Origin of the sequence: Lentzea sp. NPDC006480 (genome assembly GCF_040611995.1) — a bacterium.
GTDB lineage: Bacteria > Actinomycetota > Actinomycetes > Mycobacteriales > Pseudonocardiaceae > Lentzea.
Window position 1 is genome coordinate 38710 of sequence record NZ_JBEXPJ010000038.1, and the last position, 25922, is coordinate 64631.

Annotated in this window: 25 protein-coding genes and 1 pseudogene; 5 read left to right on the forward strand and 21 right to left on the reverse strand. The window is 68.0% G+C overall.

Annotated elements, in window-relative coordinates; all coding sequences use genetic code 11:
- Positions 1–99 precede the first annotated feature (99 nt).
- From ABZX92_RS17600 to ABZX92_RS17610, 3 genes are all read right to left on the reverse strand, one after another.
- Entirely contained in the window at positions 100–576 is a 477-nt protein-coding gene (locus ABZX92_RS17600; RefSeq protein ID WP_355559947.1) for a DNA starvation/stationary phase protection protein, read from the reverse strand.
- A 16-nt stretch (positions 577–592) separates the two neighbouring features.
- On the reverse strand, positions 593–1015 hold the full coding sequence (locus ABZX92_RS17605) for an organic hydroperoxide resistance protein (RefSeq protein WP_355559949.1): 423 nt from the start codon (positions 1013–1015) through the stop codon (positions 593–595).
- Between the two features lie 82 nt (positions 1016–1097).
- Entirely contained in the window at positions 1098–1673 is a 576-nt protein-coding gene (locus ABZX92_RS17610) for an NAD(P)H-dependent oxidoreductase (protein ID WP_355559952.1), read from the reverse strand.
- Positions 1674–1738: 65 nt separating this feature from the next.
- Here ABZX92_RS17610 and ABZX92_RS17615 point away from each other — a divergent pair, with 65 nt between their 5' ends.
- Positions 1739–2791, forward strand: coding sequence for an alpha/beta hydrolase (locus ABZX92_RS17615; RefSeq protein WP_355559954.1), 1053 nt, complete (start codon positions 1739–1741; stop codon positions 2789–2791).
- Here the strand turns inward: ABZX92_RS17615 and ABZX92_RS17620 are convergent.
- From ABZX92_RS17620 to ABZX92_RS17655, 8 genes are all read right to left on the reverse strand, one after another.
- Complete coding sequence (locus tag ABZX92_RS17620) at positions 2767–3942, reverse strand: MFS transporter (protein WP_355559957.1); 1176 nt, start codon at positions 3940–3942, stop codon at positions 2767–2769. The two genes, ABZX92_RS17615 and ABZX92_RS17620, sit on opposite strands and share 25 nt — an antisense overlap.
- A 10-nt stretch (positions 3943–3952) precedes the next feature.
- Complete coding sequence (locus tag ABZX92_RS17625) at positions 3953–5137, reverse strand: MFS transporter (protein WP_355559960.1); 1185 nt, start codon at positions 5135–5137, stop codon at positions 3953–3955.
- A 195-nt stretch (positions 5138–5332) separates the two neighbouring features.
- Positions 5333–6748 carry a gluconokinase gene (locus ABZX92_RS17630; RefSeq protein ID WP_355559963.1) on the reverse strand — a complete coding sequence of 472 codons (1416 nt, stop codon included), beginning with the start codon at positions 6746–6748 and terminating at the stop codon, positions 5333–5335.
- Positions 6745–7476, reverse strand: a complete 732-nt coding sequence (locus ABZX92_RS17635; RefSeq protein ID WP_355559965.1) for a class I SAM-dependent methyltransferase — start codon at positions 7474–7476, stop codon at positions 6745–6747. Before ABZX92_RS17635 ends, ABZX92_RS17630 begins: the two co-directional genes overlap by 4 nt.
- 10 nt (positions 7477–7486) lie before the next feature.
- Positions 7487–9487: an ADP-ribosylglycohydrolase family protein gene (locus ABZX92_RS17640; protein ID WP_355559968.1), complete on the reverse strand. Its 2001-nt coding sequence runs from the start codon at positions 9485–9487 to the stop codon at positions 7487–7489.
- Complete coding sequence (locus ABZX92_RS17645; RefSeq protein ID WP_355559971.1) at positions 9484–10029, reverse strand: hypothetical protein; 546 nt, start codon at positions 10027–10029, stop codon at positions 9484–9486. The genes ABZX92_RS17640 and ABZX92_RS17645 overlap by 4 nt, the downstream gene beginning before the upstream one ends.
- A gap of 44 nt (positions 10030–10073) precedes the next feature.
- On the reverse strand, positions 10074–11138 hold the full coding sequence (locus ABZX92_RS17650) for an aspartate-semialdehyde dehydrogenase (RefSeq protein ID WP_355559973.1): 1065 nt from the start codon (positions 11136–11138) through the stop codon (positions 10074–10076).
- Positions 11135–12400, reverse strand: a complete 1266-nt coding sequence (locus ABZX92_RS17655; protein ID WP_355560014.1) for an aspartate kinase — start codon at positions 12398–12400, stop codon at positions 11135–11137. The genes ABZX92_RS17650 and ABZX92_RS17655 overlap by 4 nt, the downstream gene beginning before the upstream one ends.
- Positions 12401–12597: 197 nt before the next feature.
- Between ABZX92_RS17655 and ABZX92_RS17660 the strand changes: the two genes are divergently transcribed.
- Together ABZX92_RS17660 and ABZX92_RS17665 are read left to right on the forward strand one after the other, a co-directional pair.
- The gene (locus ABZX92_RS17660; RefSeq protein WP_355559976.1) at positions 12598–13728 is read left to right on the forward strand and encodes a hypothetical protein; all 1131 of its coding nucleotides are present in this window, start codon (positions 12598–12600) and stop codon (positions 13726–13728) included.
- Entirely contained in the window at positions 13728–14288 is a 561-nt protein-coding gene (locus tag ABZX92_RS17665) for a nitroreductase family protein (protein ID WP_355559979.1), read from the forward strand. The genes ABZX92_RS17660 and ABZX92_RS17665 overlap by 1 nt, the downstream gene beginning before the upstream one ends.
- On the opposite strand, the gene ABZX92_RS17670 is transcribed toward ABZX92_RS17665, so the two are convergent.
- From ABZX92_RS17670 to ABZX92_RS17680, 3 genes are read right to left on the reverse strand one after another with little or no spacing between them, the layout of a single operon-like run.
- Positions 14274–14774: an NUDIX domain-containing protein gene (locus tag ABZX92_RS17670; protein ID WP_355559982.1), complete on the reverse strand. Its 501-nt coding sequence runs from the start codon at positions 14772–14774 to the stop codon at positions 14274–14276. The genes ABZX92_RS17665 and ABZX92_RS17670 overlap by 15 nt on opposite strands.
- A gap of 10 nt (positions 14775–14784) precedes the next feature.
- Positions 14785–15072: a hypothetical protein gene (locus ABZX92_RS17675; RefSeq protein WP_355559984.1), complete on the reverse strand. Its 288-nt coding sequence runs from the start codon at positions 15070–15072 to the stop codon at positions 14785–14787.
- Between the two features lie 18 nt (positions 15073–15090).
- Entirely contained in the window at positions 15091–15387 is a 297-nt protein-coding gene (locus ABZX92_RS17680; protein WP_355559987.1) for a hypothetical protein, read from the reverse strand.
- A gap of 264 nt (positions 15388–15651) precedes the next feature.
- On the opposite strand from ABZX92_RS17680, the gene leuA reads away from it, so the two are divergent.
- Positions 15652–17460, forward strand: a complete 1809-nt coding sequence (gene leuA, locus ABZX92_RS17685) for a 2-isopropylmalate synthase (protein WP_355559989.1) — start codon at positions 15652–15654, stop codon at positions 17458–17460.
- Here leuA and ABZX92_RS17690 read toward each other — a convergent pair.
- The 6 genes from ABZX92_RS17690 to ABZX92_RS17715 all read right to left on the reverse strand — a co-directional run bounded on the left by ABZX92_RS17690 (position 17450) and on the right by ABZX92_RS17715 (position 24659).
- Positions 17450–18400: a hypothetical protein gene (locus ABZX92_RS17690; RefSeq protein ID WP_355559992.1), complete on the reverse strand. Its 951-nt coding sequence runs from the start codon at positions 18398–18400 to the stop codon at positions 17450–17452. The two genes, leuA and ABZX92_RS17690, sit on opposite strands and share 11 nt — an antisense overlap.
- A 43-nt stretch (positions 18401–18443) precedes the next feature.
- Complete coding sequence (locus ABZX92_RS17695; protein WP_355559993.1) at positions 18444–20015, reverse strand: discoidin domain-containing protein; 1572 nt, start codon at positions 20013–20015, stop codon at positions 18444–18446.
- Positions 20016–20113: 98 nt separating this feature from the next.
- Complete coding sequence (locus ABZX92_RS17700; protein WP_355559996.1) at positions 20114–21079, reverse strand: hypothetical protein; 966 nt, start codon at positions 21077–21079, stop codon at positions 20114–20116.
- Positions 21079–22209 (reverse strand): MFS transporter, encoded by a 1131-nt coding sequence (locus tag ABZX92_RS17705; protein ID WP_355559999.1) that lies wholly within the window; start codon positions 22207–22209, stop codon positions 21079–21081. The genes ABZX92_RS17700 and ABZX92_RS17705 overlap by 1 nt, the downstream gene beginning before the upstream one ends.
- Before the next feature lie 31 nt (positions 22210–22240).
- On the reverse strand, positions 22241–23809 hold the full coding sequence (locus ABZX92_RS17710) for a discoidin domain-containing protein (protein WP_355560002.1): 1569 nt from the start codon (positions 23807–23809) through the stop codon (positions 22241–22243).
- Between the two features lie 154 nt (positions 23810–23963).
- Positions 23964–24659 (reverse strand): DUF4184 family protein, encoded by a 696-nt coding sequence (locus ABZX92_RS17715; protein WP_355560005.1) that lies wholly within the window; start codon positions 24657–24659, stop codon positions 23964–23966.
- A gap of 94 nt (positions 24660–24753) precedes the next feature.
- Between ABZX92_RS17715 and ABZX92_RS17720 the strand changes: the two are divergent.
- Positions 24754–25128, forward strand: a pseudogene (locus tag ABZX92_RS17720) (VTT domain-containing protein); the annotation flags it as partial.
- A gap of 56 nt (positions 25129–25184) precedes the next feature.
- On the opposite strand, the gene ABZX92_RS17725 reads toward ABZX92_RS17720, so the two are convergent.
- Positions 25185–25778, reverse strand: a complete 594-nt coding sequence (locus ABZX92_RS17725) for a helix-turn-helix domain-containing protein (protein WP_355560007.1) — start codon at positions 25776–25778, stop codon at positions 25185–25187.
- Positions 25779–25922 lie beyond the last annotated feature (144 nt).

A 25922-nucleotide genomic window follows, 5' to 3' on the forward strand; every position in this document is an offset into this window, starting at 1 on the left:
AGACGAGGCCCGCTCCGTCGTGGAGCGGGCCATCCGTCAGCTGATGAGTTGGTGGTGTGGCTCGGAACGTTGCCGGGGCCGACGTTCCGAGACGCGCCACTAGGCGGCCTGCGCCTGCCACATCCAGTGCGCCTGCTCCAGCTCCTGCGTGATGCCGATCAGCAGGTCCTGGGTGACGAGGTCGGGCTTGTCGGTCTCGTCGATGCGGGCACGCATGCGGGTGATCAGCGACGCCAGGGAACTGGTGATCGAGGCAACGACCTCGTCCTCCTTCAGCCAGCCACCGGCGATCTCGGGCACGCCGGACGACGCGGCGACGGTCTTCGCCGTGCCGTTCGGCGTGACGCCGAGAGCGGCGGCACGTTCGGCGACCTGGTCGGCGGCGTTGCGGGCCAGCACAACCAGTTCGTCGAGCTGCAGGTGGACGCTGCGGAAGTTCTTGCCGATCACGTTCCAGTGCGCCTGCTTCCCGATCAGGGACAGGTCGACGAGGTCGACCAGAGAAGCCTGCAGGACGGAACCGACCGCGTCGCGGTCAGCGTCGGACAGCGGGCTGGTGATCGGGTTCTTGGCCATGGTTGAACGCGCCTCCTCAGACGGTGACGGTGAGCGCCACCTCGATGTTGCCGCGCGTCGCGTTCGAATACGGGCAGACCTGGTGGGCCTGCTCGACGAGCTTCTCCGCGACCGCCTGTTCGAATCCGGGGATCGTCACCGCGAGCTCGACGGCCAGCTGGAAGCCGCCGGTGCCGTTCGGGCCGATTCCCACCTTGGCGGTTACCTCAGAAGAGGGGAGCTGAATCTTGCCGGCGCGCGCGACTGCCGCGAGGGCGGAGTTGAAGCACGCCGCGTAACCGGCCGCGAAGAGCTGCTCGGGGTTGGTCGCGTCGCCGCCGGGGCCGCCCATCTCCTTCGGCACCGACAGCACCTCGTCGATCACGCCGTCGGAGGAGCGCACCTCGCCGTTGCGGCCTTCGCCGTAAGCAGTCGCCTCGGCCGTGTACAGCGTGTCCATTCCGCTCTCCCTTGAGTCAGTGGTTTCTTGTTACCCACTGGTACCCAACGGATCGCGCACGACTTATCTGCCCGATCGTGACTCAGTTCACGTCGAGATGAGACGCGTGCCGGAGCGCGAACTCGACCACCTGACGGCCGATCACACGCAGGTTCCGGTCCACGTCGGCGTCCGAGCAGGCACCGTCTCCGTCGAACTTGACCTGCGCGGAGTTGATGGCGGCGCCCAGCGGCGTCGGCCAGCCGCGCAGCGCGTGCACGATCGAGCGGACCGCCGACAAGGTGTTCACCGCGGCCTGCCAGCCGTACGCGGCGGTGATCGTGCCGACCGCGCGGCCGTCGAGGTACGGGCGCTCGTCGTGGCGCAGGTCCTCGATGTAGTCGAGGGCGTTCTTGACCAGACCGGACACGGTGCCGTGGTAGCCGGGCGACACGAGGATCACGCCGTCCGCCTTGCGCAGGTCCTCGACCATCCGCAGGGCGACGTCGGTGCGTTCCGGCACGGACGGGTCGTAGAACGGAAGCACCAGCTCAGGGCCGCTGTACTGGATCGTCTCCGCACCGAGCTCGCGAGCACCCTCCAAGGCCACCCGCAGCGCCCGCTCGGACTGCGAGTCGGACCTGATCGAGCCTCCGATGCCCACCACCGTCACCGTCATGGCGCCGATCCTTCCACCTCCAGATACCTGGAGATCTAGCACTACTCGCTAGTAACGTGAGACACATGTCGAACTTCCAGGCGGCCGTGCTGGCCGGTGCTCTGCGCTTCGCGTTCGGTCTTCCCGGGCCTGTGCGCCGCCTCATCGCCGGTACCCCGATCCGCCTGGACGGCCAGGACCTGCACCCGGAGGCGCAGCTGTTGCTCAAGCTCGCGCACCTGTCCGGCACGGACTGGCGCACGAAGTCAGCTTCCGAGAGTCGCCTGGACCTGGAGTTGAGCTCCAGGCTCGTGGCCGGCCCGAAGATCACCGGGGTCGGCACGCGGGAGCTCACGCTCGGCGAGTTCGCCGGACGCCTCTACACGCCGGACGGCCTGGCAGAGGGCTCGCCGTTGTTGATCTTCTACCACGGCGGCGGCTGGGTGACCGGCAGCCTGGAGAGCCACGACCAGCTGTGCCGGTTCCTCGCCAGGGAAGGCGGCGTGCGGGTGCTCGCGGCCGACTACCGGCTCGCCCCGGAGGCCCCGTTCCCCGCCGCGGCCGACGACGCCGCCGAGGTGCTGCGCTACGCCGTCGCGAAGGCCGAGGACCTGGGCATCGACGCCAGGCGGATCGCGCTCGGCGGGGACAGCGCCGGTGGCAACCTGGCCGCGGTCACCGCGCACGCGGCCGAGATCGACCTGGCGTTCCTGCTGCTCTTCTACCCCGGTGTCGACGCCTCGGTGCGCCGCCGGTCGCGGGAGATCTTCGGCAACGGGTTCTTCCTGACCGACGAGAAGATGGACTGGTTCCTCGACAAGTACAGCGAGGGCGGCAAGGACCGGCACGACCCGCGGCTGTCGATCATGCTCGCCGACGACCTCTCGAACCTGCCCCCGACCTACATCGCGACCGCGGGCTACGACCCGTTGCGCGACGAGGGCGAGGCCTTCGCGGAGCGACTGGCCGCCGAGGGTGTGCCCGTCGTGCTGCGCAGGCACGAGGGCCTGTTCCACGGTTTCGCGAACGTGCTCGGCGTCGGCGGGATCTTCCGCGAGGCCGTGTCCGAAGCCGTCGGTGCGCTCCGGACCGGGCTCGCGCTGGCGAACTCCGCTCAGGACGTGGCCGAGACCGCCTGACGCTGCCTGCTGAGCAGGAAGCCCAGCCCGGCGATCACCAGTCCGGCCAGACCGGCGACGACGAAGCCGAGCGGGGGTCCGCTGTGGTCCACGGCAACCCCCGCGAGCGGCTGACCGGCCGCGACGCCGAACGTGAACGCCGAACCCTGCAGCCCGAGCGCCAGTCCGCGGGCTGACGCGGGCGCGTACTTGCTGATCAGCTCGGTCGAGGCCGCGATGGTCGGCGCGCACGCGAAGTTCATCGGGACCAACGCGATCGCGAGCAGCGCCACGTTGCCGTCGCCCAGCCCGACCGGGATTTCCAGCAATGCCATGACCGCCAGCAGGACGACCCCGCTCGGCACCCGTTTCAGGCTGCCGTAGACGAGCCCGCCGAGCGCCGAGGCCGCGCACATCACCACGAAGATCAGACCGAGCCAGCTCTGCTCGCCCACGCGTTCCAGCGACGCGATCGAGGCGATCTCCATGCCCGACAACGTCATGGTCGCGCCGAACGGGATGATCAACGCCGCGATCACCGGGCCGCGCAGCCATTCGAAGAGCTTCGGCTGCGGACCGTCCGCCACCTCGTCCTCGTGCACCAGCACCGGGTTCACCACGAACAGCACGGCGCTGGCCACGAGAATCGCCACACCGATCGCCACCAGCGCCGTGCCGGTCGAGAACCGGGTCGCGATCAGCACCCCGGCCGCAGGTCCGACCATGAACGACAGCTCGACCGAGATCGAGTCCAGCGAGAACGCGGGCCGTCGTTGAGCTACCGGCACGAGCGCCGTCAACGCCTGCCTGCCGATCGACATCATCGGCACCGCGACCAGCCCGTTGGCGAACGCGAGCACCAGGAGCAGGTAGTAGTCCATCAACGGCGCCGTCACCCAGAAGACGCCTTCGAGCAGGCTCAGCGCGAGCGTGATCCGCAGGCCCTTGCTGTCGACCAGCTTGCCCATCAACGGCGACCCGAGGCCCAAGCCGATCATGGTCGCGAAGCCGACCGTGCCGGCCGCCGCGTAGCCCTGGTGCAGCGTGGTGACGACGTGCAGAGTCACCGTGACGCCCGCCGCCGTCGGAGGAATCCTGGCGAACAGCATCAGCAGCATCAGGGGACGAACCCCGGGCAGCGCCAGGACGTTCCGGAACGGGGCGAGATTCACGCCCCCATCGTCACCCCACTGGCAACGGATTTACCTGCTGACGCTGCCGGGCGAGCACCCACGCGACGCCTGCCACCAGCAGCCCGATCACGCCCACGATCGCGAACCCGGCCGGCGCGCCACCGCGGTCGATCGCCACCCCCGCGAGCGGCTGGCCGATCGCGTTGCCGAGGGTGAACGCCGAACCCTGCAGCCCGAGCGCCAGACCACGCGCGGTGGGTGGCGCGAGCTTGCTGATGTGCTCACCCGACGCCGCGATCAACGGCGCGCACATGAGGTTCATCGGCACGAGGAGCAGGCACAGCAGCAGAACGTTGCCATCGCCCAGTCCGACCGGGATCTCCAGCACGGCCATCAACGCGAGCAGCACCAGCACGCTCGGCACGCGCCTCACGCCGCCGTAGACCACGCCACCGATGATCGACGCCGCGCACATCGCGAAGAACACCACGCCCAGCCAGCTCTGCTTGCCGATGTGCTCCAACGACGCGATGGCCGAGACCTCCATGCCACCAAGGCACACGGTCGCGCCCACACACACGACGAACACACCGACGAGCCGGCCGCGCAGCCACTCGAAGATCTTCGGCTGTGGTCCGTCGACGACCTCGTCCTCGTGCACCATCGGCGGGTTCGCCCAGTACAGGACGGCTCCGACGGCCAGGATCGAGAGACCGATCGCGATGAGCGCGGCGTTCGTGGAAACGTTGGTCGCGATGGCCACGCCGAGCGCCGGGCCACCCATGAACGACAGCTCGACCGAGATCGAGTCGACCGAAAGGGCAACGCGCCTGCGGCTCTCCGGCACCAGCGCGGTGATGATCAGTCGGCCGATCGACATCATCGGCACGCCGACCAGGCCGACGATGAACGAGCTGACCAGCAGCGTCCAGTAGCTCATCAGCGGCGCGGTCAGCCAGAAGGCGGCGCTGGCCGTGACGCCCACCGCCAGCATCGTCCGCAGCCCGCGGGTGTCGATCAGCTTGCCCATCAGCGGCGCACCGAGGCCCATGCCCACCGTGCCCGCCGCCCCCACCAGTCCCGCGGCGCCGTACCCCTGGTCCAGGGTGACCGCGACGTGCAGCGTCAAGATCACGCCAGTCGCGGCAGGTGGCATCCTCGCGAAGAACATCAACAACGTCAGAGGGCGAACCCCGGGCAGCATGAGGACGTGTTTGAAGGGGGCGAGGTCCACACCGCCATCCTCACTTGGATGGCAAAATGTTTAACCCTTCGTTTTCTTGATGTGTTCAAGATCGCAGGACTAGGGTGAGAGCCGTGCCAGCACTGGATCACCTCGTGTGTCGCGAATGCGGCCGGACCGAGGACGTGGACTGCGTCTTCGAGCCGGCGGTCGAGCTCGCCGGGTTCCACGTCGAGCGGGCCGAGATCACGTTCTGGGGGCGCTGCCCTCGCTGTACAGCTCCTCCAGCGCCCGGTACGCCTTCGCCACGAACGGTCGTGCCCTCGCGTACCTCGTGATGGCGTCCTCGTCCGGCGTGATCGTCTGCGTCGGCTGGACGAGGTCGACCGTCAGCGACTCGATCTCACCGAGGGCACGCCAGGCCAGCAGCGCCGCGCCGACCGCCGAGCCACCGCTGTCCTCGGTGAGGTGCAACGGCATGCCGAGCGTGTTGGCCAGCGTCTTGGCCCAGATCGGGGCGCGGAACGCACCGCCGGTGATCCGCAACGAGTCCACCCGCGGGACGGCGTCGAGCACCAGCGCCAGTTGCTGACAGACGCCTTCCACCAGGGCTTTCGTGATCTGCTGCGGGGTGTGTTCGCGACGCAGGCCGAGCAACGCGGCATGAGCTGTCGGGTCCCACCACGGCGCCCGCTCGCCGAGCAGGTACGGCAGGGCGACCAGGCCGTCGGAGTCGGCGGTTGCCGCCTGTTCGAGAAGATCACCCACCGGAATGTCGAAGGTCTCCGACGCCCACTGAGCTACGACACCGCCGTTGCTGATCGCGCCACCGCGGACCCAGAGCCCCTCGGCGATGGCGTAGCTGAACGTGCGGCCTTCCTCGTCGACGCCCGGACCCTGTTGTGCCACGCGGAGTGCGCCCGACGTGCCGAGCGAAACCGCTCCCGCACCAGGGGTCGCCGCGCCGACGCCGAGGTTGCCGAGCGGGCCGTCACCACCGCCGATGATGACCGGGATTCCCTTGCGCAGTCCGGGAATCTCGGCTCTGAGCGGCGTGGCGCGGGTGGGTTCGACGAGCGGCGGGAGCTGGTCGGCCGTGACGCCCGCGAACTCCAGCGACGGCTCGTGCCACTGCAGGGTGTTGATGTTCATCAGACCCGTGCCCGAGCCGCACGAGTGCTCGTTGAGCAGCTCGCCGGTCAGGTGCAGGTGCACGAAGTCCTTGATCTCGCACCACTTCGCGGCCCGCACGCCGTTCTCGTGGAACCAGGCGAGCTTCATCAGCGGCGTGAACGAGTGGATCGGCGCGCCCGTGGCCTGGTGCAGCGCGCGGCCTTCCGCCGTGCCGCGCAGGCGTTCGGTCTGCTCGATCGCGCGGTTGTCGGCCCAGCTCAGCGACTCCGTGACGGGCTGGAGCGAGGCGTCCAGGCCCATGATCGAGTGCATCGCGCCGGTCAGGGCGATGGCGCGGACGTCCTCGGAGGCCAGCTCCGCGAGTGCGTCGAGCGCGGCGTTCAGGACCTGGTGCGGATCATGCGTGGCTTCCAGGCCACTCGTGCGCATCGGGTAACCGCGCTCGGTCGAGGCCACCACGCGCGCCTGGGCGTCGACCGCGACGACCTTCGTGGCCGTGGTGCCGAGGTCGACCGCCAGCACGATCATGCGCTGTCCCGCACGGCGGTGAACACGCCGAAGCTCGGGCATTGCCGCAGCGCGTCCCAGGACTCGTCGTCGTCCGGGGTCACGACCGGCTGCCGCGTCACGTCCCGCAGACCGGCCCTGGTCAGTGCTCCGTCGAACGCGCCGCGCTCCCAGTAGAAGGAGTCGAAGTCGAACGGCGGGTCGCCCAGCACGTGCACGACCACGGGCTGCTTCAGGTTCATCGGACCGGTCGCCGTGATCTGGTAGCCGTAGCGGCCGTACTGCGCGTACAGGTCCCAGTCCGGTTCGGGGTTCGGCACCAGCACGACGAGCCGTCCGCCTGGAGCGAGGTTCGCGACCAGGTTGCCGATCATGGTGTCGAGCGCGGGCTCGTCGTCCGCGTAGCCGAGCAGCCACACGGCCGTCACCACGTCGAACGCGCCGAGCACGGGCAACGTGGTCGCGTCGTGCTGCTCGTAGGTGATGCCACGCGGTTCGCGTCCCTCGACGTACCGCGCGTAGCCGATCATCTCGCCGGCCGAGTCGACGCCCACCACCTTCACCGCACCGAGGTCGTGGAAGAGCCGCGCGTAGAACCCGGTGCCGCACGCCACGTCCAGCACGGACTTCCCGCGCAGGTCACCGACCGCCGACAGCAGGGTGGCGCGCTCGGCCAGCCCGGTCGGGATGTGCTTGGCCCGCTCGTACACCGCGCCCAGGGCGTCGTACTGCTCGTCGCTCTCCGCCATGAACCTCAGCCTAGGAGGGCGGGTAGCGGGTGAACCACTCCTGTGCCATCGGCGGGTTCGCGCCGGTCTCCTTGGCCCAGTCCGCCACCATCTCGTCGATGACCTCGCGGAACTGCACCCGCTCGACCCAGTCCGGGCGGATCTTGCCGACGCCGTGCAGCGCGCCGACGAGGTTGCCGCACATGGACGCCGTCGAGTCGTTGTCGCCGCCGTGGTTGACCGAGATCAGCAACGCCTCGTTGGGATCGTCGGTCACCAACGCCGAGTAGAGCGCGATCGCCAGCGCCGTGTCGCCGACTCCACCTCGTCCCAGCTCCTCCACGCGCGCCACGCTCGGTTCTCCCGCAGCGGCCAGTTCGATGGCGTGCTCGACCGCCGCGACGACCTCCTCGTGGTGCTCGTACCGGACGATCTCCTTCATCGCGGAGTCGACACCTGCGAGCAAACCGTTGCCCTGCAACGCTTCGTGAACGAGCACGGCGAAGAATCCGGCAGACAGGCAACCGCTCGGATGCCCGTGGGTGAGCTCGGCGGCGTACTTCGCCAACGAGAAGGCTTCCAGAGCGTCTTCCGCGTAGAAGGCGATCGGAGCGACGCGCATGGCACCGCCGCAGCCCTTGGAGTCGTTGGCGGGGTTCTCGCTCGTGGCCATCACACCGGTGCGCCCGTACTGCTGCAACGCCGACGTGACGGTGAGTCCGGGCGCGCGCATGCGGAACAGGTCGCCGTGACCGATCAGCCAGCCGTCCGGTTCATCCAGAGTGGACAGTGGACCGCGGGCCTTCTCCCACGGCGTCTTCTGGGTGTGCAGCCAACGCTGGTAGGCGTGCTGGACGACCTCGGTGAAGCCCGCGTTGCCGGTGATCCGTTTGCGCACGTGCGCCCTGATGACCGCTTCGAACGTGAACAGCGTCATCTGCGTGTCGTCGGTGACCGCCGGGTCGTCGGGCAGATCGGTGATGCCGTCCGGCCCGTGACGTTCGTAGACGACCTCCATCGGCAGGTTCTCGGTGTTCGCGCCCAACGCGTCGCCGATCGCCCCGCCGATCAGACAGCCTCGCAGCCGGCCGGTGTCCACGGCGTCGTCCTTGATCAGGAAGTAGCGGTCGTGGGCGTCACGGGCGAGGGTGAACGAGAACTTCGTGGTGACCACCGGCACCGCGTCGACGGGTGCGGCGCGCATGATCCGCCCGAGCACGGCCAGGTCGGCGGGAGCGATCCACGGCCCCACCTCGCTTCCCCACCTGTCGTGCTCGTAGCACCCGCACATCCGCATGTGCTGCGAAGCCTCGTCGGCGAACGCGCTCAACGGCAACACGGTGTCGTACCGCAGGCCGGGGTTGATGTGCAGCTTCGCCGGCCTCGTGCCCTGGAACCGCGGCCCGTAGATCCTGGCGAGGATCGTGGTGAGCGCGACCCGGTACCAGCGCGTGGTGCCTTCCGGCAGCAGCTCGGACGTCGTGTGGACGTCGAGCGTCTCCGGGTAGTCGAACCGCTCGAGCGACGCGTCGCCCGCGATCAGCACTTCCCCGTGCACCCCGTTGTGCGCCAGCCCGGCCCGGTCGTACCAGCCTCGTTCGAAGTAGCTGAGGAACCGCTCCATCGGCGTCGTCGGCCACGGCTCACCCGACGCGACCGGTCCCGGCACGTGCGCCGGGTTGCGGTGGAAGTCGCCGTTCTCCAACGACCGCCAGCCGGCGACGGCGGTGAAGTACGGATCGGTGCGCATGCCCGGCATCAAGATGAACTCGGGGTCGAACACGGCTTCCCACGGCCGGTCCACGACGTTGCCGTCGTCGATCTCCGCGAACGTGCCCAGCACGTGCACCTCGACCCCGGTCTTCGGCCACTTGCCGCCGCCGCGGACCACGCCGTCCTCGCTGGGCACGGCGTACCCGACGGTCCAGCCGTCCCGCGTCTGGCACACGCTCTTCTCGTCGACGCGGAACTCCCCGCCGCGGTGTTCGGCGACCCACCGCCCGGCGAGGGAGATCGCTTCGTCCCGGTTCACCACGACCTCCGGTACAGCTCTTCGGCGACCTGCGCGATCTCGTGCTGCGGCCCGCCTTTCAACGCACCTGCGATCGCCCGCGCGACGCCACGTCCTTCACCGCGAACGGCCTGCGCCAACGCACCGGCGGCGGTGCACGGGTCGGCCTCCGGTGGATCGAGCTCAGCGCCCGTGAAGAGGTGTTCGGCCAGCACGATCACGGCGTCGGCAGCCGGTGAGCCGGGGCCGTGGGTGAGCTCGACCAGCTCACGAATCCGATCGGCTTCAAGTCGTTGCACGGCAGCGGGCAGAGCCCAGATCAACGCGCCGGGCCCCTGCGATCTGATCTTGCCCGGCGAACGGGCGCTCTGGCGTGACACCAGGTCCGGTTGAACGGAGGGCCGCCCGGCCCAGTCCGCCAACGCCTTCGCGGGATCGTCGGACGAACAGGCGACCAACTGGTCGACGAGTCCTGTTCGGACACCCGCACTCTGCGCAAAACCCTGATAGGCGGCCACGACTTCACGAAGTCGGGGCGGCCTGATCCATTCGATCTCCCCCATCGCTGCCCGACCATACCTGGCCGGGCAGCGATGGAAGGACGGTTCTACAGGCGCTTCGCGAGCTCTTCCGCGACCTCGTAGGTGTTCAGCGCGGCGCCCTTGCGCAGGTTGTCACCGCACACGAAGAAGTCCAGCGTGTTCGGGAAGTCCAGCGCCTGGCGCACGCGACCCACGTACGTCGGGTCCTCGCCCACGGTGTCGGCGGGCGTCGGGAACTTCTTCGCGGCCGGGTCGTCGACGAGCACGATGGTCGGCTGCTCTTCGAAGATCTTGTGCGCCGCCTCGACCGTGACCTCGCGCGCGAACGTCGCGTGGACGGCCAGCGAGTGCGTGGTGACGACCGGGACGCGCACGCACGTCGCGGAGACCTTCAGGTCCGGGATGCCGAGGATCTTGCGAGCCTCGTTGCGCACCTTGAGCTCCTCGGACGTCCAGCCGTCGTCCTTCAGCGAACCCGCCCACGGCACCACGTTCAGCGCCAGCGGAGCCGGGAACGGCGAGTCGGACACCGGCAGGCCCGCGGCGTCGAGCGTCGCGCGGACGTCACCCGCGGCGACGCCGACCTCCTGGCCGGCCAGCGCGCTGATCTCGGCGTACAGGCGGTCGATCGCCGCCTGACCACCACCGGACGCGGCCTGGTACGAGGCCACGACCAGTTCCTTCAGCTCGAACTCGCGGTGCAGCGCACCGAGCGACGCCATCATCGACAGCGTCGTGCAGTTCGGGTTCGCGATGATGCCGCGCGGGCGGTTGTCGATCTGGTCCGCGTTGACCTCTGGCACGACCAGCGGCACGTCCGCGTCCATCCGGAACGCACCGGAGTTGTCGATCGCGATGGCACCGCGCTCGGCGGCGATCGGGGCCCACTCGGCCGAGATCTCGTCCGGCACGTCGAACATCGCGATGTCCACGCCGTCGAACGCCTCCGGCGAGAGCGCGACGACCGTCAGCTCCTGGCCGCGCACGCTGATCTTCTTGCCCGCCGAGCGCGCGGACGCGATCAGCCGGACCTCGCCCCACGGGAAGTCGGAGCGGGTGTTCATGATGTCGATCATCACGGTGCCCACGGCACCGGTCGCGCCGACGAGCGCGAGTACAGGCGCGGTCATCGGCCAGTCCCTGCGTAGACGACGGCCTCCTCCTCGCCACCGAGCTCGAACGCGTCGTGCAGGGCACGGACGGCGTCGTCGAGCTGGGTGTCGCGGCAGATGACCGAGATGCGGATCTCCGAGGTGGAGATGATGTCGATGTTGACGCCGGCCGTGGCCAGCGCCTCGCAGAACGTCGCCGTGACGCCGGGGTGCGAGCGCATGCCCGCGCCGATCAGCGACACCTTGCCGACGTGCTCGTCGTAGAGGACCTGGTCGAACCCGATCTCGCCGCGGGCCTTCTCCAGTGCCGCCACCGCGCGCGGGCCGTCGACCTTGGCCAGCGTGAACGTGATGTCCGTGCGGCCGGACGCGGCCTGCGAGACGTTCTGCACGACCATGTCGATGTCGAGCTCGGCCTGCGCGACGACCCGGAAGATCTTGGCAGCGATGCCGGGGTGGTCGGGCACGGCGGTAACGGTGATCTTGGCTTCAGACCGGTCGTGCGCGACGCCGGTGATCATCGCCTGTTCCACGTGAAGGTCCTCCACTGAACCGGACACGATGGTTCCGGTCTTGTTGCTGAACGAAGAGCGGACGTGCACGGGCACGTTGTAGCGGCGGGCGTACTCCACGCAGCGGAGCATCAGCACCTTGGCGCCACACGCGGCCATCTCGAGCATTTCCTCGTAGCTGATCGTGTCGAGCTTCTTCGCGTTCGGCACGATGCGCGGGTCGGCGGTGTAGACGCCGTCCACGTCGGTGTAGATCTCGCACACGTCGGCCTTGGTCGCGGCCGCGAGCGCCACCGCGGTGGTGTCGCTGCCGCCGCGGCCGAGCGTGGTGATCTCGTTCGAGCCCTGGGAGACGCCCTGGAAGCCCGCGACGATCGCGATGGCCCCCTCGGACGTCGCGTCCTGGATGCGGCTCGGCGTCACGTCGATGATGCGGGCTTTGCCGTGCACCGCCGTCGTGATCACGCCTGCCTGCGAACCCGTGTAGGAGCGGGCCTCGGCACCGAGCGAGTGGATCGCCATGGCGAGCAGCGACATCGAGATCCGCTCACCCGAGGTGAGCAGCATGTCGAGCTCACGCGCCGGCGGCACCGGCGACACCTGGCGGGCGAGGTCGAGCAGTTCGTCGGTCGTGTCACCCATGGCGGACACGACGACCACGACGTCGTTCCCCGCCTTCTTGGTCGCGACGATGCGCTCGGCCACGCGTTTGATCCGCTCGGCACTCTCAACCGATGAACCGCCGTACTTCTGGACGACGAGCGCCACCGACCCAACCTCCTTCACGCGACTAAAACTGCACGTCGTAGGCAGCCTACCCGGACCACCTGGTGAGACTCTGGAGCCGTGACGCGCGTGACTACTCTGTCCGGGTGTCGTCGACCGCCCATCGCGTGGAGGCCCCAGCAGCCGTGCATAAGAGCAGTGCGCGCTCGCAGTTGGCCGGGGCGCTCAGACACCCAGCGGTGGTCTGGTCGGCGCCGGGCCTCATCTACCTGTTCGTGCGCCAGGTGGGTCTTTACGTCCTGCAGCTGGTCGTCGAGTACCAGAACAAGCTCCACGGCACGACCAACACCGCCCTCGGTGAGCTCAAGACCTGGGACGGCGAGTGGTTCCTCGGCATCGCCGCCGGTGGCTACCACGACGTCCCGGGCCGCCTCACCGACGCCGCGGGCAGGCGCAGCGCCGAAACGCCTCTGGCGTTCTTCCCCGGCTACCCCGCCCTGGTCAGGTGGGTCGACAGCCTTCCAGGCGTGACCGTCGAGGGCGCCGCCTTCGCCGTCAGCCTGATCAGCGGCCTGTTCTGCGCGTACGGCCTGTTCGTCCTCGGCCGGGCCGTCCGCGGCGGCTCCGTCCCGTCCGGCCTGATCCTGGTCACGCTCTTCGCGGCCTCACCGATGGCCGTCGTGCTCTCCATGACCTACTCCGAGGCCACCTTCTGCGCGTTCGCCGTCTGGGCTCTCGTGGGCGTGGTCAAGAAGCGCTGGATCCTCGCGGGCGTCTCCTGCGCCGCCGCGGGCCTGGTCCGCCCCACCGCAGGCGCCTTGATCGCAGCCGTGGTGCTGGCCGCCGTCGTCGCGGTGATCGCCGACAAGCGCGACTGGCGAGCCTGGGTGGGCGCCCTCGCCGCACCTCTGGGCCTGCTCGGCTACCTCGCCTGGGTCGCCATCCGCACCCGCGACCTCGCGGGCTGGTTCGGCGTGCAGCAACGCGGCTGGGGCTCCAGGTTCGACGGCGGCGCGGCCACCTGGAAGTTCGCCTTCGAGCACCTCGGCAACCCGCGCTCCGAACTCGAAACCGGCACGGTCTGGCTGCTGGTCCTCGCCATCGTGCTCGTCTTCTACGCCTTCCAGCGCCGCCTCGAATGGCCACTGATCGTCTACGCCATCGGCGTCCTCGTCATGGACATGGGCTCCAACGGCCTGATGAACTCGAAGGCCCGCCTGCTCCTGCCGGCCTTCACCCTCCTCGTCCCACTGGCCCTGGTCCTCGCGCGCCGTCGCCTGTCCACCGTCCTGACCGTCCTCGGTCTGGCCATCCTCTTCAGCGCCTGGTTCGGCGCCTACTCCCTCGCCGTTTGGCAGTATGCGATCTGATGAACGAGCTGATCTCCCAGCGCTGGAGCCCTCGCGCTTTCGACGCCAACGCCACCATCACCGACGACGAGCTGCGCGTCCTGCTGGAAGCAGCCCGCTGGGCCCCGTCCCACGGCAACAGCCAGCCGGCCCGCTTCATCGTCGGCAAACGCGACACGCCAACCTTCGCCGCGATCTACGAAACCCTCCGCCCCGGCAACAAGACCTGGGCTCACCGCGCCTCGGTTCTGCTGATCGGTTGCGTGATCACCGCCGACTCCCGCGGCGACCTGCCGAACATCGAGTTCGGTCTGGGCCTCGCCATGGAGAACATCGCGCTGCAGGCCGTGGACCTGGGCCTGATCGCCCACATGATGGGCGGCTTCGACAAGTCAGCCGCCCACACCGCTTTCGCCATGCCCGATGACGTCCGCCCGCTGGTGGTCATGGCCCTGGGTCACCACGGCAACCTCGAAGACCTCCCCGAGGACCTTCAAGCCCGCGAACAACGCGAACGCCGACGCAACCCGCTGTCGGAGATGGTGTTCACCGAGACCTGGGGCCAGTCACTGTTCGGCTGAGAAGTACTCGCTCGCGATCTCGTTGTGCAGCGGAAACGCCAACGGTTCGCACTCGAAGATCACGCGCCGCTCGGACGCCTCCTCGTTCGGCACGAACGGCGGCATGTCCTCAGCGTTGATCGCAGGCGCCGTCGCGAACAGCAACACCGTCGCCCCATCGGGAGTCGACACGAAGTGCAACGGCCGCAAGTCATCGGGGTCGACGCTCACCCCGGCTTCTTCCTGGAGCTCGCGGGCCGCGCCCTCCTGCCAGGACTCCCCGCGCTCCATGAACCCGCTGACGAACGCCAGCTGCCCCACCGGCGGAATCGCCCTCCGCACAGTCAGCAGCCCGGTGCGCGCCCCGTCCTTCACCGGTACCAGCAACACCACCACCGGCACCGGGTTCGCCCACACCATGTGCCCGCAGCTGGAGCACTCACGCGGGTACGTGGACGTGTCGGCGTAGGCAGTGCCGCAGTTGCTGCAGAAGTCGTCGCGCGCCATGACGTCGAACCTAGTTCAGGCGCCTCACGAGCTTGAGGACGATCGCTCGAACGGCCAGCCAGAACAACGCCGCCAGCCCGAAGTTGACGATCGTCCGCAACTTCGCGTCCTCGGGCTCGAAGAGGTTCTTGAAGGCCAGCGCGACAGGCTCGGCAACCGCCTTCACCACACTCGTGATGGGGTTGTCAGGGTTGGCCCCGCCGACGGTCAGCACCACGTGCACGACGAGCACGACCGCCAGCGCGAGGCCCACCCAACTGACAACACCTGCCGCGATCCCGACCACACGCGTACGCATAGCCGGGGAATCTACTACTCAGTAGCGGGACACCACACGCGCGAGAATGCCGGTCACGACCAGCCAGAACACGGCGGCGAGCCCGTAGTTGAGCAGCACGTCGACGTTGTAGTTGCCCGTGTTGAACAGCCCGGGGAAGAACAGTGCGAGAGGCTCGGCCAAGGACTGGACGAACTTGAAGAACGCGTTCGCCTGGTTCGCACCGAGCACGATCATCAGGATGTAGAGGATCTCGATCAGGGCGAAGACCACACCGATGCCGCTGATCACGCGTGAAGCCGTGCCGCGGCCACTAGTCGTACGTAATCTGGACATGTCAGAACTTTTCCCAGTTCAGCGCCATCTAAAACTTGCAAGTTGACCAGGATCTCAAGATCCCGCAGCCGGCGACTCCGAGTAGCCACATCCCACGATCCGGTCCTCAAGTTCCATCAACCCGGCATCTGTGGCTACTCTGTCCGACGTGTGGCGTTCCCTCCTGCTTCGCTGCCGTGACGGGGTCTGATCAGACCGGCCCCCCGTCGCGGGACTCAGCGTTGCCGCCGGTCGTTCCCATAAAACGACCCGCAGGAGCTCCAAATGACTTCCGGTGACGACTTCTCGTCGGTAGACGCCTACACCTCCGGCACCAGCCGAATCCGCCAGCCCGCGCGCCAGGCCCCGGCATCCCAGCCGAGTTGGAACCGCCAGCTCGGCAGCAGCATGCCCTTCCACCGCTACCGCCCGTTCCACGAGCTGGTAGAGGTGATCGACGTCCCCGATCGCACCTGGCCCACCAAACGAGCACGAACCGCCCCTCAGTGGTGCGCGGTGGACCTGCGAGACGGCAACCAGGCCCTGATCGACCCGATGTCCCCGGCGCGCAAGCGCAAGATGTTCGACCTCCTGGTCCGCATGGGCTTCAAGGAGATCGAAGTGGGGTTCCCGGCCGCCTCCCAAACCGACTTCGACTTCGTTCGCGAGATCATCGAAGACGGCGCGATCCCGGACGACGTCACCATCCAGGTCCTGACCCAGTGCCGCGAAGAGCTGATCGCCAGGACCTTCGAGTCCCTGCGCGGCGCCGGCAAGGCCATCGTCCACTTCTACAACTCGACGTCGATCCTGCAGCGCCGGGTCGTCTTCCGCTCCGACCGCGACGGCATCAAGAAGATCGCGGTGGACGCGGCGAAGTTCGCCAAGAGCCAGGAGAAGGACTACCCGGAGACCGACTTCCGCTACGAGTACTCCCCCGAGTCCTACACGGGCACCGAGCTCACGTACGCCCTGGAAGTCTGCAACGCGGTCCAGGAAGTCATCCAGCCCACGCCCGAGAAGCCGCTGATCATCAACCTGCCGGCCACGGTCGAGATGGCCACCCCGAACGTCTACGCCGACAGCATCGAGTGGATGTCCAGGAACCTGGCCAACCGCGACAGCATCATCCTCAGCCTGCACCCCCACAACGACCGCGGCACCGGCGTGGCCGCGGCCGAGCTGGGCTACCTGGCCGGCGCGGACCGCATCGAGGGCTGCCTGTTCGGCAACGGTGAGCGCACCGGCAACGTCTGCCTGGTCACCCTGGCGATGAACATGTTCAGCCAGGGCATCGACCCGCAGATCGACTTCAGCGACATCGACGAGGTCCGCCGCACGGTCGAGTACTGCAACCAGCTGCCGGTCCCCGAGCGCCACCCGTACGGCGGCGACCTGGTGTTCACCGCCTTCTCGGGCTCGCACCAGGACGCCATCAAGAAGGGCTTCGAGTCGCTGGAGGCGGACGCCAAGGACGCCGGTCAGCACGTCGACGACTTCCCGTGGGAGGTCCCGTACCTGCCGATCGACCCGAAGGACGTCGGCCGCAACTACGAGGCCGTCATCCGGGTCAACTCGCAGTCCGGCAAGGGCGGTGTGGCGTACCTGATGAAGCAGGAGCACCACCTCGACCTGCCGCGCAGGCTGCAGATCGAGTTCTCGAAGGTGATCCAGGAGGTCACCGACACGCAGGGCGGCGAGATCAACCCGAAGGAGATGTGGGACGCCTTCGCGGAGGAGTACCTGCACGGCCGGGTGCCGCTGTACCTGCTGAAGCACAAGGCGTCGTCGGACGGCAGCGGGCACGAGGAGATCGTCGCGACCCTGCTGATCGACGGCGAGCAGCAGGAGATCACGGGTTCCGGCAACGGTCCGATCGCCGCGTTCGTCGACGCGCTCGCCTCGGTGGGCTACGACGTGCGGGTGCTGGACTACGCGGAGCACGCGCTGTCCGCCGGTGACGACGCCCGCGCGGCCGCCTACCTCGAATGCGCCGTGGGCGACCGCGTGCTGTGGGGCGTCGGCATCGACTCGTCCACGGTCGCCGCTTCGTTCCGCGCGATCGTGTCGGCGATCAACAGGGCTAACCGGTAACCAGCGACGGGGAGGACGCGTGCGGCACCAGTTGCCGCGGCGCGCCCTCCCCGTTCGCCGGCACGGCCCAGATGCCCTCTCCCGGCAGGCCGTAGGCGATGGTGTCGTTGTCGAGCCACACGACCTGGTCGTCGATCCCACGAGTCTCGGCCAGCGGTGTCTCCACCATCGTGCTCAGATCCAGCACGTGCTCACGCCACGGCCGCGCGCCGTCGCCGGGCACGCGCTTCTTGAACGCCACCCGCTTGCCATCGGGTGACAGCGACGGGCATTCGGCGTTCTCCCGCAGTTTCTGCCCCGCCCGGTCGACCGCGTCGCCGCGCACCAGGTAGGTCTTCCCGCCGGTGCCGAGGGTGGCGTAGAAGGTGCGGTCGTCCGCCGCGAACGTCACGCCCCAGTAGTTCTGGTCCTCGATCGAGGTCACTCCGGCGACGGTCAGGCCTTCGACGTTGCTGGAGTACGTCTCCGCGGCCTGGTCGAAGATCCCGGTCCTGGTGGAGAACGAGTCCGACTTCGAGTACGAGTCCCCGGTCACGAACGTCGTCCACGACGCCATCCGGCCGTCCGCCGACAGCTTGGCCCGGTTCGGCACACCCGGCATCTGCACACGCCGCCGCTCCGCCAGCGCCTTGTCGACGAACAGGGCCGTTGCCCGCGGCAACGGCCCCTCCGCCTCCGCGAGGCACAGGCCTTGCTGTGCTGCGGTGTAGAAACGCTTGCAGGACAACGAACTCACCCGGCGAGGACCATTCGGTGAGGACAGCGGAACGGACGCGACCTTGCCGCTCACCTCGTCGACGAAAACCAACCGGCCCGCCTCCGACAGGTCGACGGCTCCCGCCTCCGTCGCGACGGAAGGCTTGTCCGGAGTTCGCAACGCATACGCCGTCGCGCCGGCTCCCAAAGCGACGACCGCCGCGACGACGATCAGGATCCTCACCAAACGAACCACGTCCAAAGAGCACCGAACAGGGCAGGGACCATCAGCGGCAGTTGTACGGACCTGCCTTGTCGCGGGTGTTGCCCGCCGTGTCGATGACCTCCCACGAATAGGAGCGGCCCGACAACGTCAGCTTCATGACGCCGTGCGAGTTGGCGAACCAGCTCTCGACACCGGTGCGTGGGACGACGTCCTTGTAGAGGTTGTCACCACCGATGCCGACGATCGCCATCCGCAGGCCGTTGGCCGTGTCCACCGTGCCGCTCTTGCTCAACGGAGCGAGCCGCTCGTAGTGGTGGTCGTGGCCGTTGAACACGACATCTGCCTTGGCGTCGGCGAACACGTTCCACACCGGCGACATCTTCGGCTCGTCGCCGTAGCGACCCGAGTCGAACCGCGGGTGGTGCCAGTGGCCGATCACGCACGGTTTGGTGTTGGTCGCCAGGTCGTTCTTCAGCCAGTTCAGCTGCTCGGTCGTGTTCTGCTGCTCGTAGAACGGGGTCGAGTCGACCGCGACGAAGTGGAACTCGCCGGCTTCCCAGCTGTAGTACGGCTTGCCCTGCGGGAAGGCGATGGAGCCGAAGTACTGCCGGTAGCCGTCGAGGTTGTTGTACCACTCGTGATTGCCGGTCGCGGGCTTCGTGATCGCCTTGTACTTGCCCCACGTCTTGTCGTAGTAGTTGCGGAACTCGGTGATCGTCCCGTTGTCGTACTGGTTGTCTCCGACCGTCATCACGTAGTTCGGCTTGATGCGGTCGATCAGCGCGGCGGTCTTCGTGTGGTTGCCCGGCAGCTCCGGCAGCGCGATGTCACCGGCGACCACGATGGTGATGGTGTCGCCGGGGCCGGCCGGCTGAGTCGTCGCCTGCACCGAGTTGCTCGCGCCCGACACGTTGCCCGCGAGGTCTCGAGCCCGCACGGTGTAGGTGAACGTCGTGCCGGAGGCCAGGTTCGAGTCGGTGAACGTGGTGCCCGCCGGCGTGCCGACGACGTTGCCGTCGCGCAGCACCTCGTAGCCGGTCACGCCGACGTTGTCCGTCGAGGCGGTCCACTGCAGACCGACAGAGCTGGACGTCGTGCCGGTGCTCGCGAGCCCCGTCGGCGTGCTCGGCGGCGTGGTGTCGCCGTTGGCGATGCTGCCGTAGACCTCGAGGTCCCACAGCGAGTAGCCGTAGGCGGTGCCGCGCTTGGTGCCGTAGATCCGCACGTAACGGCCGGTGGTGGTCAGCGAGGTGTCGTCGACGCCACCGTTCTGCGCGGTCAAGGTCTTCTTCGTGCTCCACGTCGAGCCGTCGGCCGACGTCTGGATCTTGTACTCGGAGGCGTACGCGGCCTCCCAGTTCAGCTTGACCCTGGAGATCGTGGCGTTGCCGCCGAGGTCGACCGCGATCCACTCCGGATCATGGCCTTCGACGCTCGCCCAGCGAGTGGCCGGATCTCCGTCCACGGCGTTGGCTCCGCCGAAGGTCGCGTCCTCGACGGACGAGACCGTGGTGGGTTTGTTGGCGGAGAGCAGGGTGTCCGCCGCGTTCGCCGTGGCCGAACCGGCGATCTGGGGCACGACCAGCGCGAGCAGGGCCAGCGCGACACCCGTGCGAGTGTGCTTTCTGATCACTTCGTCCTCCTGGGCAGGGCAGCGGCTCGAAGTATTTGTAAAGAGTCTTTACTATCAGATACCAGGACTCGTCAGGACCGTGACGGCATTACTTGCCCTCAAGGGCCAAGCGATCCCTTGGAGCTGACGAGCGACGGGGAGGACGCGTGCGGCACCAGTTGCCGCGGCGCGCCCTCCCCGTTCGCCGGCACGGCCCAGATCCCCTCTCCCGGCAGGCCGTAGGCGATGGTGTCGTTGTCGAGCCACACGACCTGGTCGTCGATCCCACGAGTCTCGGCCAGCGGTGTCTCCACCATCGTGCTCAGATCCAGCACGTGCTCACGCCACGGCCGCGCACCATCGCCGGGCACGCGCTTCTTGAACGCCACCCGCTTGCCGTCCGGTGACAGCGACGGGCATTCGGCGTTCTCCCGCAACGACTTCGCGGACTTGTCCACCGCGTCGCCCTGAATCAGGTAGGTCTTCCCGCCGACCCCGAGGGTGGCGTAGAAGAGGCGGTCGTCCGACGTGAACGTGACACCCCAGTAGTTCATGTCGTTGGTCATCTTCCGGCCCTCGACCCGCAGCCCCTCGAGGTTGCTGGCGTACTCCTCGGTCTGCGTGTCGAAGATGCCGGTGCGCGTCGAGAACGTGCCCGACTGGGCGTACGAGTCGCCGGTCACGAACGTCGTCCACGACGCCATCCGCCCGTCCGCCGACAGCTTGGCCCGGTTCGGCACGCCCGCGACCTCCACCCGGCGCTTCTCCGACAAGTTCTGGTCAACGAACACCGCGGTGGAGCCGGGCATCGGCCGAGTCGTGTCCGCGAGGCACAGCCCCTGCTGAGCAGCGGTGTAGAAGCGCTTGCAGGACAACGAACTCACCCGGCGAGGCCCGCCGGGTGAGGACAACGGCACCGAGGCGACCTTCCCGCTCACGTCGTCCACGAACAGCAACCGACCCGGCGAGAGCTCGACCGGACCTGCTTCGGTGGCAACGGAAACCGCCTCCGGAGTGCGCAACGCGTACGCCGTCGCGCCGGCACCCAGAACGAGCACGGCCGCGACGACGATCAGGATTCTCATCAAGCCAACCACGTCCAAAGAGCACCGAAGAGCACGGAAGAACACGCCCGCGCCAGCACCTGGCCGGTCTGGAGCAGGGCCAGACCGGACGTGCGCAGCTCCTCGGGGACCATCGGCCCGGCGACCGCCATCAGCACGCCGTCGGTGCACGCGTAGAACAACCCGTGCAGCAACAGAACGCCCACGAGCAAGAAAACCCCTGACACACCAACGAACATCAGGTACGCGCCGAGCAGCGCGAGGTGGCCGGCGAGGAAGATCCGCCACCGCCCCACGCGGTCGGCCAGAGCGCCGATCGGCACGGCGGCGAGCAGGTACACGCCGGCCGTGCCGAGCGGCAGCAACGCGATGTAGGCGACCTCGACGTCGAGTTTCTTCTGCAGCAACAGGTAGACGAACCCGTCGCCGAGCGTCAGGAACCCGAGCCCGCACGCGACCACACAGACCCGCCGGAAACGTGGGTCGCGCAACAGCCCAAACGCATTTCGAAGTGACACCGCGACGCGTGGCAGCACGTCCCGGTGATCGCGCACGAACAACACCAGCACCAGAAACCCGATGGCGGCGAAGCAGAAGCTCACCACGAACACGACGTCGTAGCGAGCCGGCATCGTCCACAAGAGACAGAACGCCACCAGCGGACCGAGGAACGCGCCGACGGTGTCCATGGCACGGTGGACACCGAAGGCGCGTCCGAGCGCCGAAGGCTCACTGCTCAACGTGATCAGCGCGTCCCTCGGCGCGGTGCGCAAGCCCTTGCCGGTCCGGTCCCCGGCCAGCACGAGCCCCATCGCGCCCGCCGAGGTCCCGGCGGCGAGCAAGCCGAGCTTGCCCAGCGCCGAGATCCCGTACCCGATTCCAGCGACGAGCTTGCGCCGTTGCCAGCGGTCCGCAGCGTGACCACCGACAACGCGAACCAGTGCCGTCACACCGGTGTAGATGCCGTCGAGCACACCGAACTGCAGCGGGGAGAACCCCAGTCCCAGCACGAGGTAGAGCGGCAGGATCGCGGTGACCATCTCCGACGAGATGTCGGTGAGCAGGGAGACCGCGCCCAGGGCGAGCACGTTCGCCGCGATCCTGCCGGTGCCACCAGCGGCTGGAGCTTGTCGAGCAGTTGCGATGTACACGACGGCCTCCGGAGTCAGCAGCCAGAAGTGATCAACGGCAGTTGTAAGGACCGGCCTTGTCGCGCACCCTGCCGGCGGTGTCGATGACCTCCCACGAGTAGGAGGTGCCGGAGAGGGTGAGCTTCATGACGCCGTGGCTGTCGGAGAAGTACTTCTCGACACCGGCACGCGGGGTGCGCTCGTCGTAGAGGTAGTCGCCGCCGATGCCGACGATCGCGGCCCGCATGCCGTTGACCAGGTCGACCGCGCCGCTCTTGCTCAGCGGCGACAACCGCTCGTAGTGGTGGTCGTGGCCGTTGAACACGACATCGGCCTTGGCGTCGGCGAACGCGTTCCAGTACGGGGCCACCTGGGACAGGTCGCCGTACTGGCCCGAGTTGAACCGCGGGTGGTGCCAGTAGCCGACGACGCAGGGCTTGGTGTTCGCGGCGAGATCGGCCTTCAGCCAGCTGAGCTGCGTCGAGTCGCTGCCCTTCTCGTACATCGTGTTCGAGTCGACCGAGACGAAGTGGAACTGACCGGCGTCCCAGGTGTAGTACGGCTTGCCGTTCGGGTAGGCCTGCGCACCGAAGTACGACTTGTAGCCGTTGAGGTTGTCCTCCCACTCGTGGTTTCCGGTCGCGGGGTGGGTGATGCTCTTGAACTTGCCCCACGACTTGTCGTAGTGGGCCTTGAACTCCGCGAGCGTGCCGCTGTCGTACTGGTTGTCGCCGACCGTGAGGATGTGGTTCGGCTTGATCTGGTCGATCAGCTTCGCGGTCTCGTAGTGCTCGGAGTTCGTGAGCGACGCGATGTCACCGGCGACGACGACCGTGATGGTGTCGCCCGGCGCGGCGGGCTTGGTGGTCGCCTGCACCGCGTTGCTCGCGGGCCCGAGGTTGCCGGCCGCGTCACGCGCCTTGACGGTGTAGGTGAACTGCGTGCCCGACGCGAGACCCGTGTCGGTGAACGACGTGCCGGTGGGAGAGCCGACGACGCTGCCGCCCCGCAGGACGTCGTAGCCGGTCACGCCGACGTTGTCGGTCGCGGCCGTCCACTGCAGACTCACCGAGTCCGACGTGGTGGCCGTGCTGGCGAGATCGGCCGGCGCGGTCGGCGGCGTGTTGTCGCCGTTGGGGTTGCTGCCGTAGACCTCCAGCCCGAACAGCGAGTAGCCGTACGGCGTGCCGCGCTTGGTGCCGTAGATCCGCACGTACCGGCCACTGGCGCTCAGCGTGTTGTCGTCGGTACCACCGTTCTGACCGGTGAGGGTCTTCTTGGTGCTCCACGTCGAGCCGTCCGCGGAGGTCTGGATCTTGTACTCGGAGGCGTACGCGGCCTCCCAGGTGAGCTTGACCCGGGAGATGGTCGCCGTGCCGCCGAGGTCGACCGCGATCCACTCCGGATCGTGTCCTTCGAGGCTCGCCCAGCGAGTGGTCGGATCACCGTCGACGGCGTTGGCGCCCCCGAAGGTCTCCGCCTCGACAGACGACGTGCTGGTGGGTTTGTTGGCGGAGAGCAGGGTGTCGGCCGCGTTGGCCGTTCCCGACCCGGCTATCTGGGGCATCACCAGCGCTAACAGCGCCAAAGTGACACCCAGGCGGGTGTGCTTTCTGATCACTTCGTCCTCCTGGGCAAGGGGCGGCGGCGAAGGATTGGTAAACAAGCTTTCCTATTGAAGCTCGGAGGTTAATGACGGGTGAACGAGCTGGTCAACGGCAGTTCCCAGGCTTGAATGCGTGACAGATGCGATCTCGGCCTGCCTCAGTGACCTGTCATGACCTGTCATGCCGTGACTGTTTGAGACCCCACAAAACCGCGTGCGCGGCCACCCCCGCGCATGTGCCCTGTATCACGCCGAGCAGCAGGTTCCTGACCCAGTCATAGGTGCTCGCCTGACTGACAGGATCGGACAACGACCAGGCAGCGCCGACTACCGCGACGAGCCCGATGAACGCCCGGAACACGTACCGGGAAATCTTGGGGTGTGACGGCCAGTCATTGCCCCTGGGGGCAACCAGGCCGATCCGGGCGAGCAGCACGAGGCCGCCGAGCGATGACACGTAGCCGATCACGTTGTAGAGCCGGTGCGGGCCGGCGACCGGGATGGTCAGCCAGTCCCACCGTTGCACGAACCAGCCGTCGGTCTGGGTGAAGGCGTCCCACAGCAGGTGTGTGAGCACTCCCACCACAATGGACAACGCGCGCATGAACGGCTGGAGGAGGTCTCCGGGACGGGACACCCTCGTCCGCACGAACTCCGGCGCCAACGCCATCACAGACGGCAGCAGCAGCCGTCCGACCAGCAACAACACCACCGCCGCCAGGGATCCGCCCAGGAGGTCGTGGGTCGGCAGGACAGGGACGTAGTAGCCGACGTCGGGTGCCATCGCGCCCGCGACGAGTCCCGGGAACCAGAGGGACCGGCGCAGCGGGAGCACCGCGGCCGGGTGCGCGAGCGTGAACGGCACGATCCGAGGTTATAGATCGACTTCTGACCTGTGGGTGGGCTGAAGAAAGCCCCAGGTCGGGATTGTTCACCCGGGTCACGTACGTTCACGGATCATGAGCACCACAGCCGCCAGCCTCGTCGTGCTGTTCCTGGTCGCCGTCGTGCCTCTGGCACCGACGGAGGCCGTGCTCATCGGCGCTGGTGTCCTGGCCGCGTCCGGTGAGGTCCCGCTGTACCTGGTGGTCGCCGTCGCCGCTGCCGGATGCCTGGCCAGTGACATGATCAACTTTACGATGGGCCGCCGGATGGGCATGAGGGCCCTCGACCGGGTCAACAAGAACGCCAAGGCGCGGGCGATGGTCGTGTGGACCGCCGACCAGCTCGCGTCCAAGGGCGAGACGATCCTCATCGCGGCGCGGTTCCTGCCGGCGGGCGGGATCGTCGGGGCGATGCTCGCGGGTGCGCTGAAATGGCCGCTGAGGCGCTTCGTGCCGGTCGCGGCGATCGGGTCGGCGCTGTGGAGCCTCTACCCCGCGGCCGTCGGCTACATCGGCGGCCAGATCGTCGACGAGGCGTGGCTCGCGATGCTGCTGTCGTTCGGGGTGGCGACGCTCATCTCCATCCCGGTCGGCATGGTGATCCGTGCGCGCAACGCGGACCGCACTCTCTCGTACGCCGAAGCGTCGTCGTAGAGCACGGCGAACCGGTCGGCCGCAGTCAGCAGAGCGTCCACTTCGAACGCCGTCTGCGCGTCGCAGCAGAGCCGTTCCAGCAGTGAGATCCAGCGCAGGTTGAAGAGCATCAACGCGTCGCGCACGCGGCCGGGACGGGCGGCGAACTCCGAGCGCGTCACGACGAAGAAGCAGCCGCCGGGGAACACGCGCCGCTTCGAGTAGTCGAGCCACCGGCCACAGAGGTCCAGCACCGACCCACCGGCGATCACGACCTCGCGCGAGAAGATCTCCGCGGCCACGTGCACGGTGGAGATCTGCAGCTCTTCCTTCGAGCCGAAGTGCGAGAACACCCCGCTCTTGCTCATGCCGAGCTCGACCGCGAGCCGCCCGATCGTGACCCCTTCGAGCCCGTCGACGGACGCGATCTCCGCAGCCCTCAGCAGAATCGCCCCACGACTGTCCATCAGCCCAGGAAAGCGTCACCCACTAGAGCCCCAGTCGCCACTTTCAGGAGTACGCGGGGCGCTTTCGTCCTGTTGGATGGTGGCGCTACACGCTCGTGTTCGTCGTCGGTTTAGCCATCGGTACCGCCGCCGGTGTGGTCCTGT

Excerpts from the sequence above, each read along its gene's own strand:
- ABZX92_RS17600 (WP_355559947.1), bottom strand. The coding sequence starts at position 576 with ATGGCCAAGAACCCGATCACCAGCCCGCTGTCCGACGCTGACCGCGAC.
- ABZX92_RS17605 (WP_355559949.1), bottom strand. The coding sequence starts at position 1,015 with ATGGACACGCTGTACACGGCCGAGGCGACTGCTTACGGCGAAGGCCGC.
- ABZX92_RS17610 (WP_355559952.1), bottom strand. The coding sequence starts at position 1,673 with ATGACGGTGACGGTGGTGGGCATCGGAGGCTCGATCAGGTCCGACTCG.
- ABZX92_RS17615 (WP_355559954.1), top strand. The coding sequence starts at position 1,739 with ATGTCGAACTTCCAGGCGGCCGTGCTGGCCGGTGCTCTGCGCTTCGCG.
- ABZX92_RS17630 (WP_355559963.1), bottom strand. The coding sequence starts at position 6,748 with ATGATCGTGCTGGCGGTCGACCTCGGCACCACGGCCACGAAGGTCGTC.
- ABZX92_RS17635 (WP_355559965.1), bottom strand. The coding sequence starts at position 7,476 with ATGGCGGAGAGCGACGAGCAGTACGACGCCCTGGGCGCGGTGTACGAG.
- ABZX92_RS17645 (WP_355559971.1), bottom strand. The coding sequence starts at position 10,029 with ATGGGGGAGATCGAATGGATCAGGCCGCCCCGACTTCGTGAAGTCGTG.
- ABZX92_RS17650 (WP_355559973.1), bottom strand. The coding sequence starts at position 11,138 with ATGACCGCGCCTGTACTCGCGCTCGTCGGCGCGACCGGTGCCGTGGGC.
- ABZX92_RS17665 (WP_355559979.1), top strand. The coding sequence starts at position 13,728 with ATGAACGAGCTGATCTCCCAGCGCTGGAGCCCTCGCGCTTTCGACGCC.
- ABZX92_RS17670 (WP_355559982.1), bottom strand. The coding sequence starts at position 14,774 with ATGGCGCGCGACGACTTCTGCAGCAACTGCGGCACTGCCTACGCCGAC.
- ABZX92_RS17675 (WP_355559984.1), bottom strand. The coding sequence starts at position 15,072 with ATGCGTACGCGTGTGGTCGGGATCGCGGCAGGTGTTGTCAGTTGGGTG.
- ABZX92_RS17680 (WP_355559987.1), bottom strand. The coding sequence starts at position 15,387 with ATGTCCAGATTACGTACGACTAGTGGCCGCGGCACGGCTTCACGCGTG.
- leuA (WP_355559989.1), top strand. The coding sequence starts at position 15,652 with ATGACTTCCGGTGACGACTTCTCGTCGGTAGACGCCTACACCTCCGGC.
- ABZX92_RS17700 (WP_355559996.1), bottom strand. The coding sequence starts at position 21,079 with ATGAGAATCCTGATCGTCGTCGCGGCCGTGCTCGTTCTGGGTGCCGGC.
- ABZX92_RS17725 (WP_355560007.1), bottom strand. The coding sequence starts at position 25,778 with ATGGACAGTCGTGGGGCGATTCTGCTGAGGGCTGCGGAGATCGCGTCC.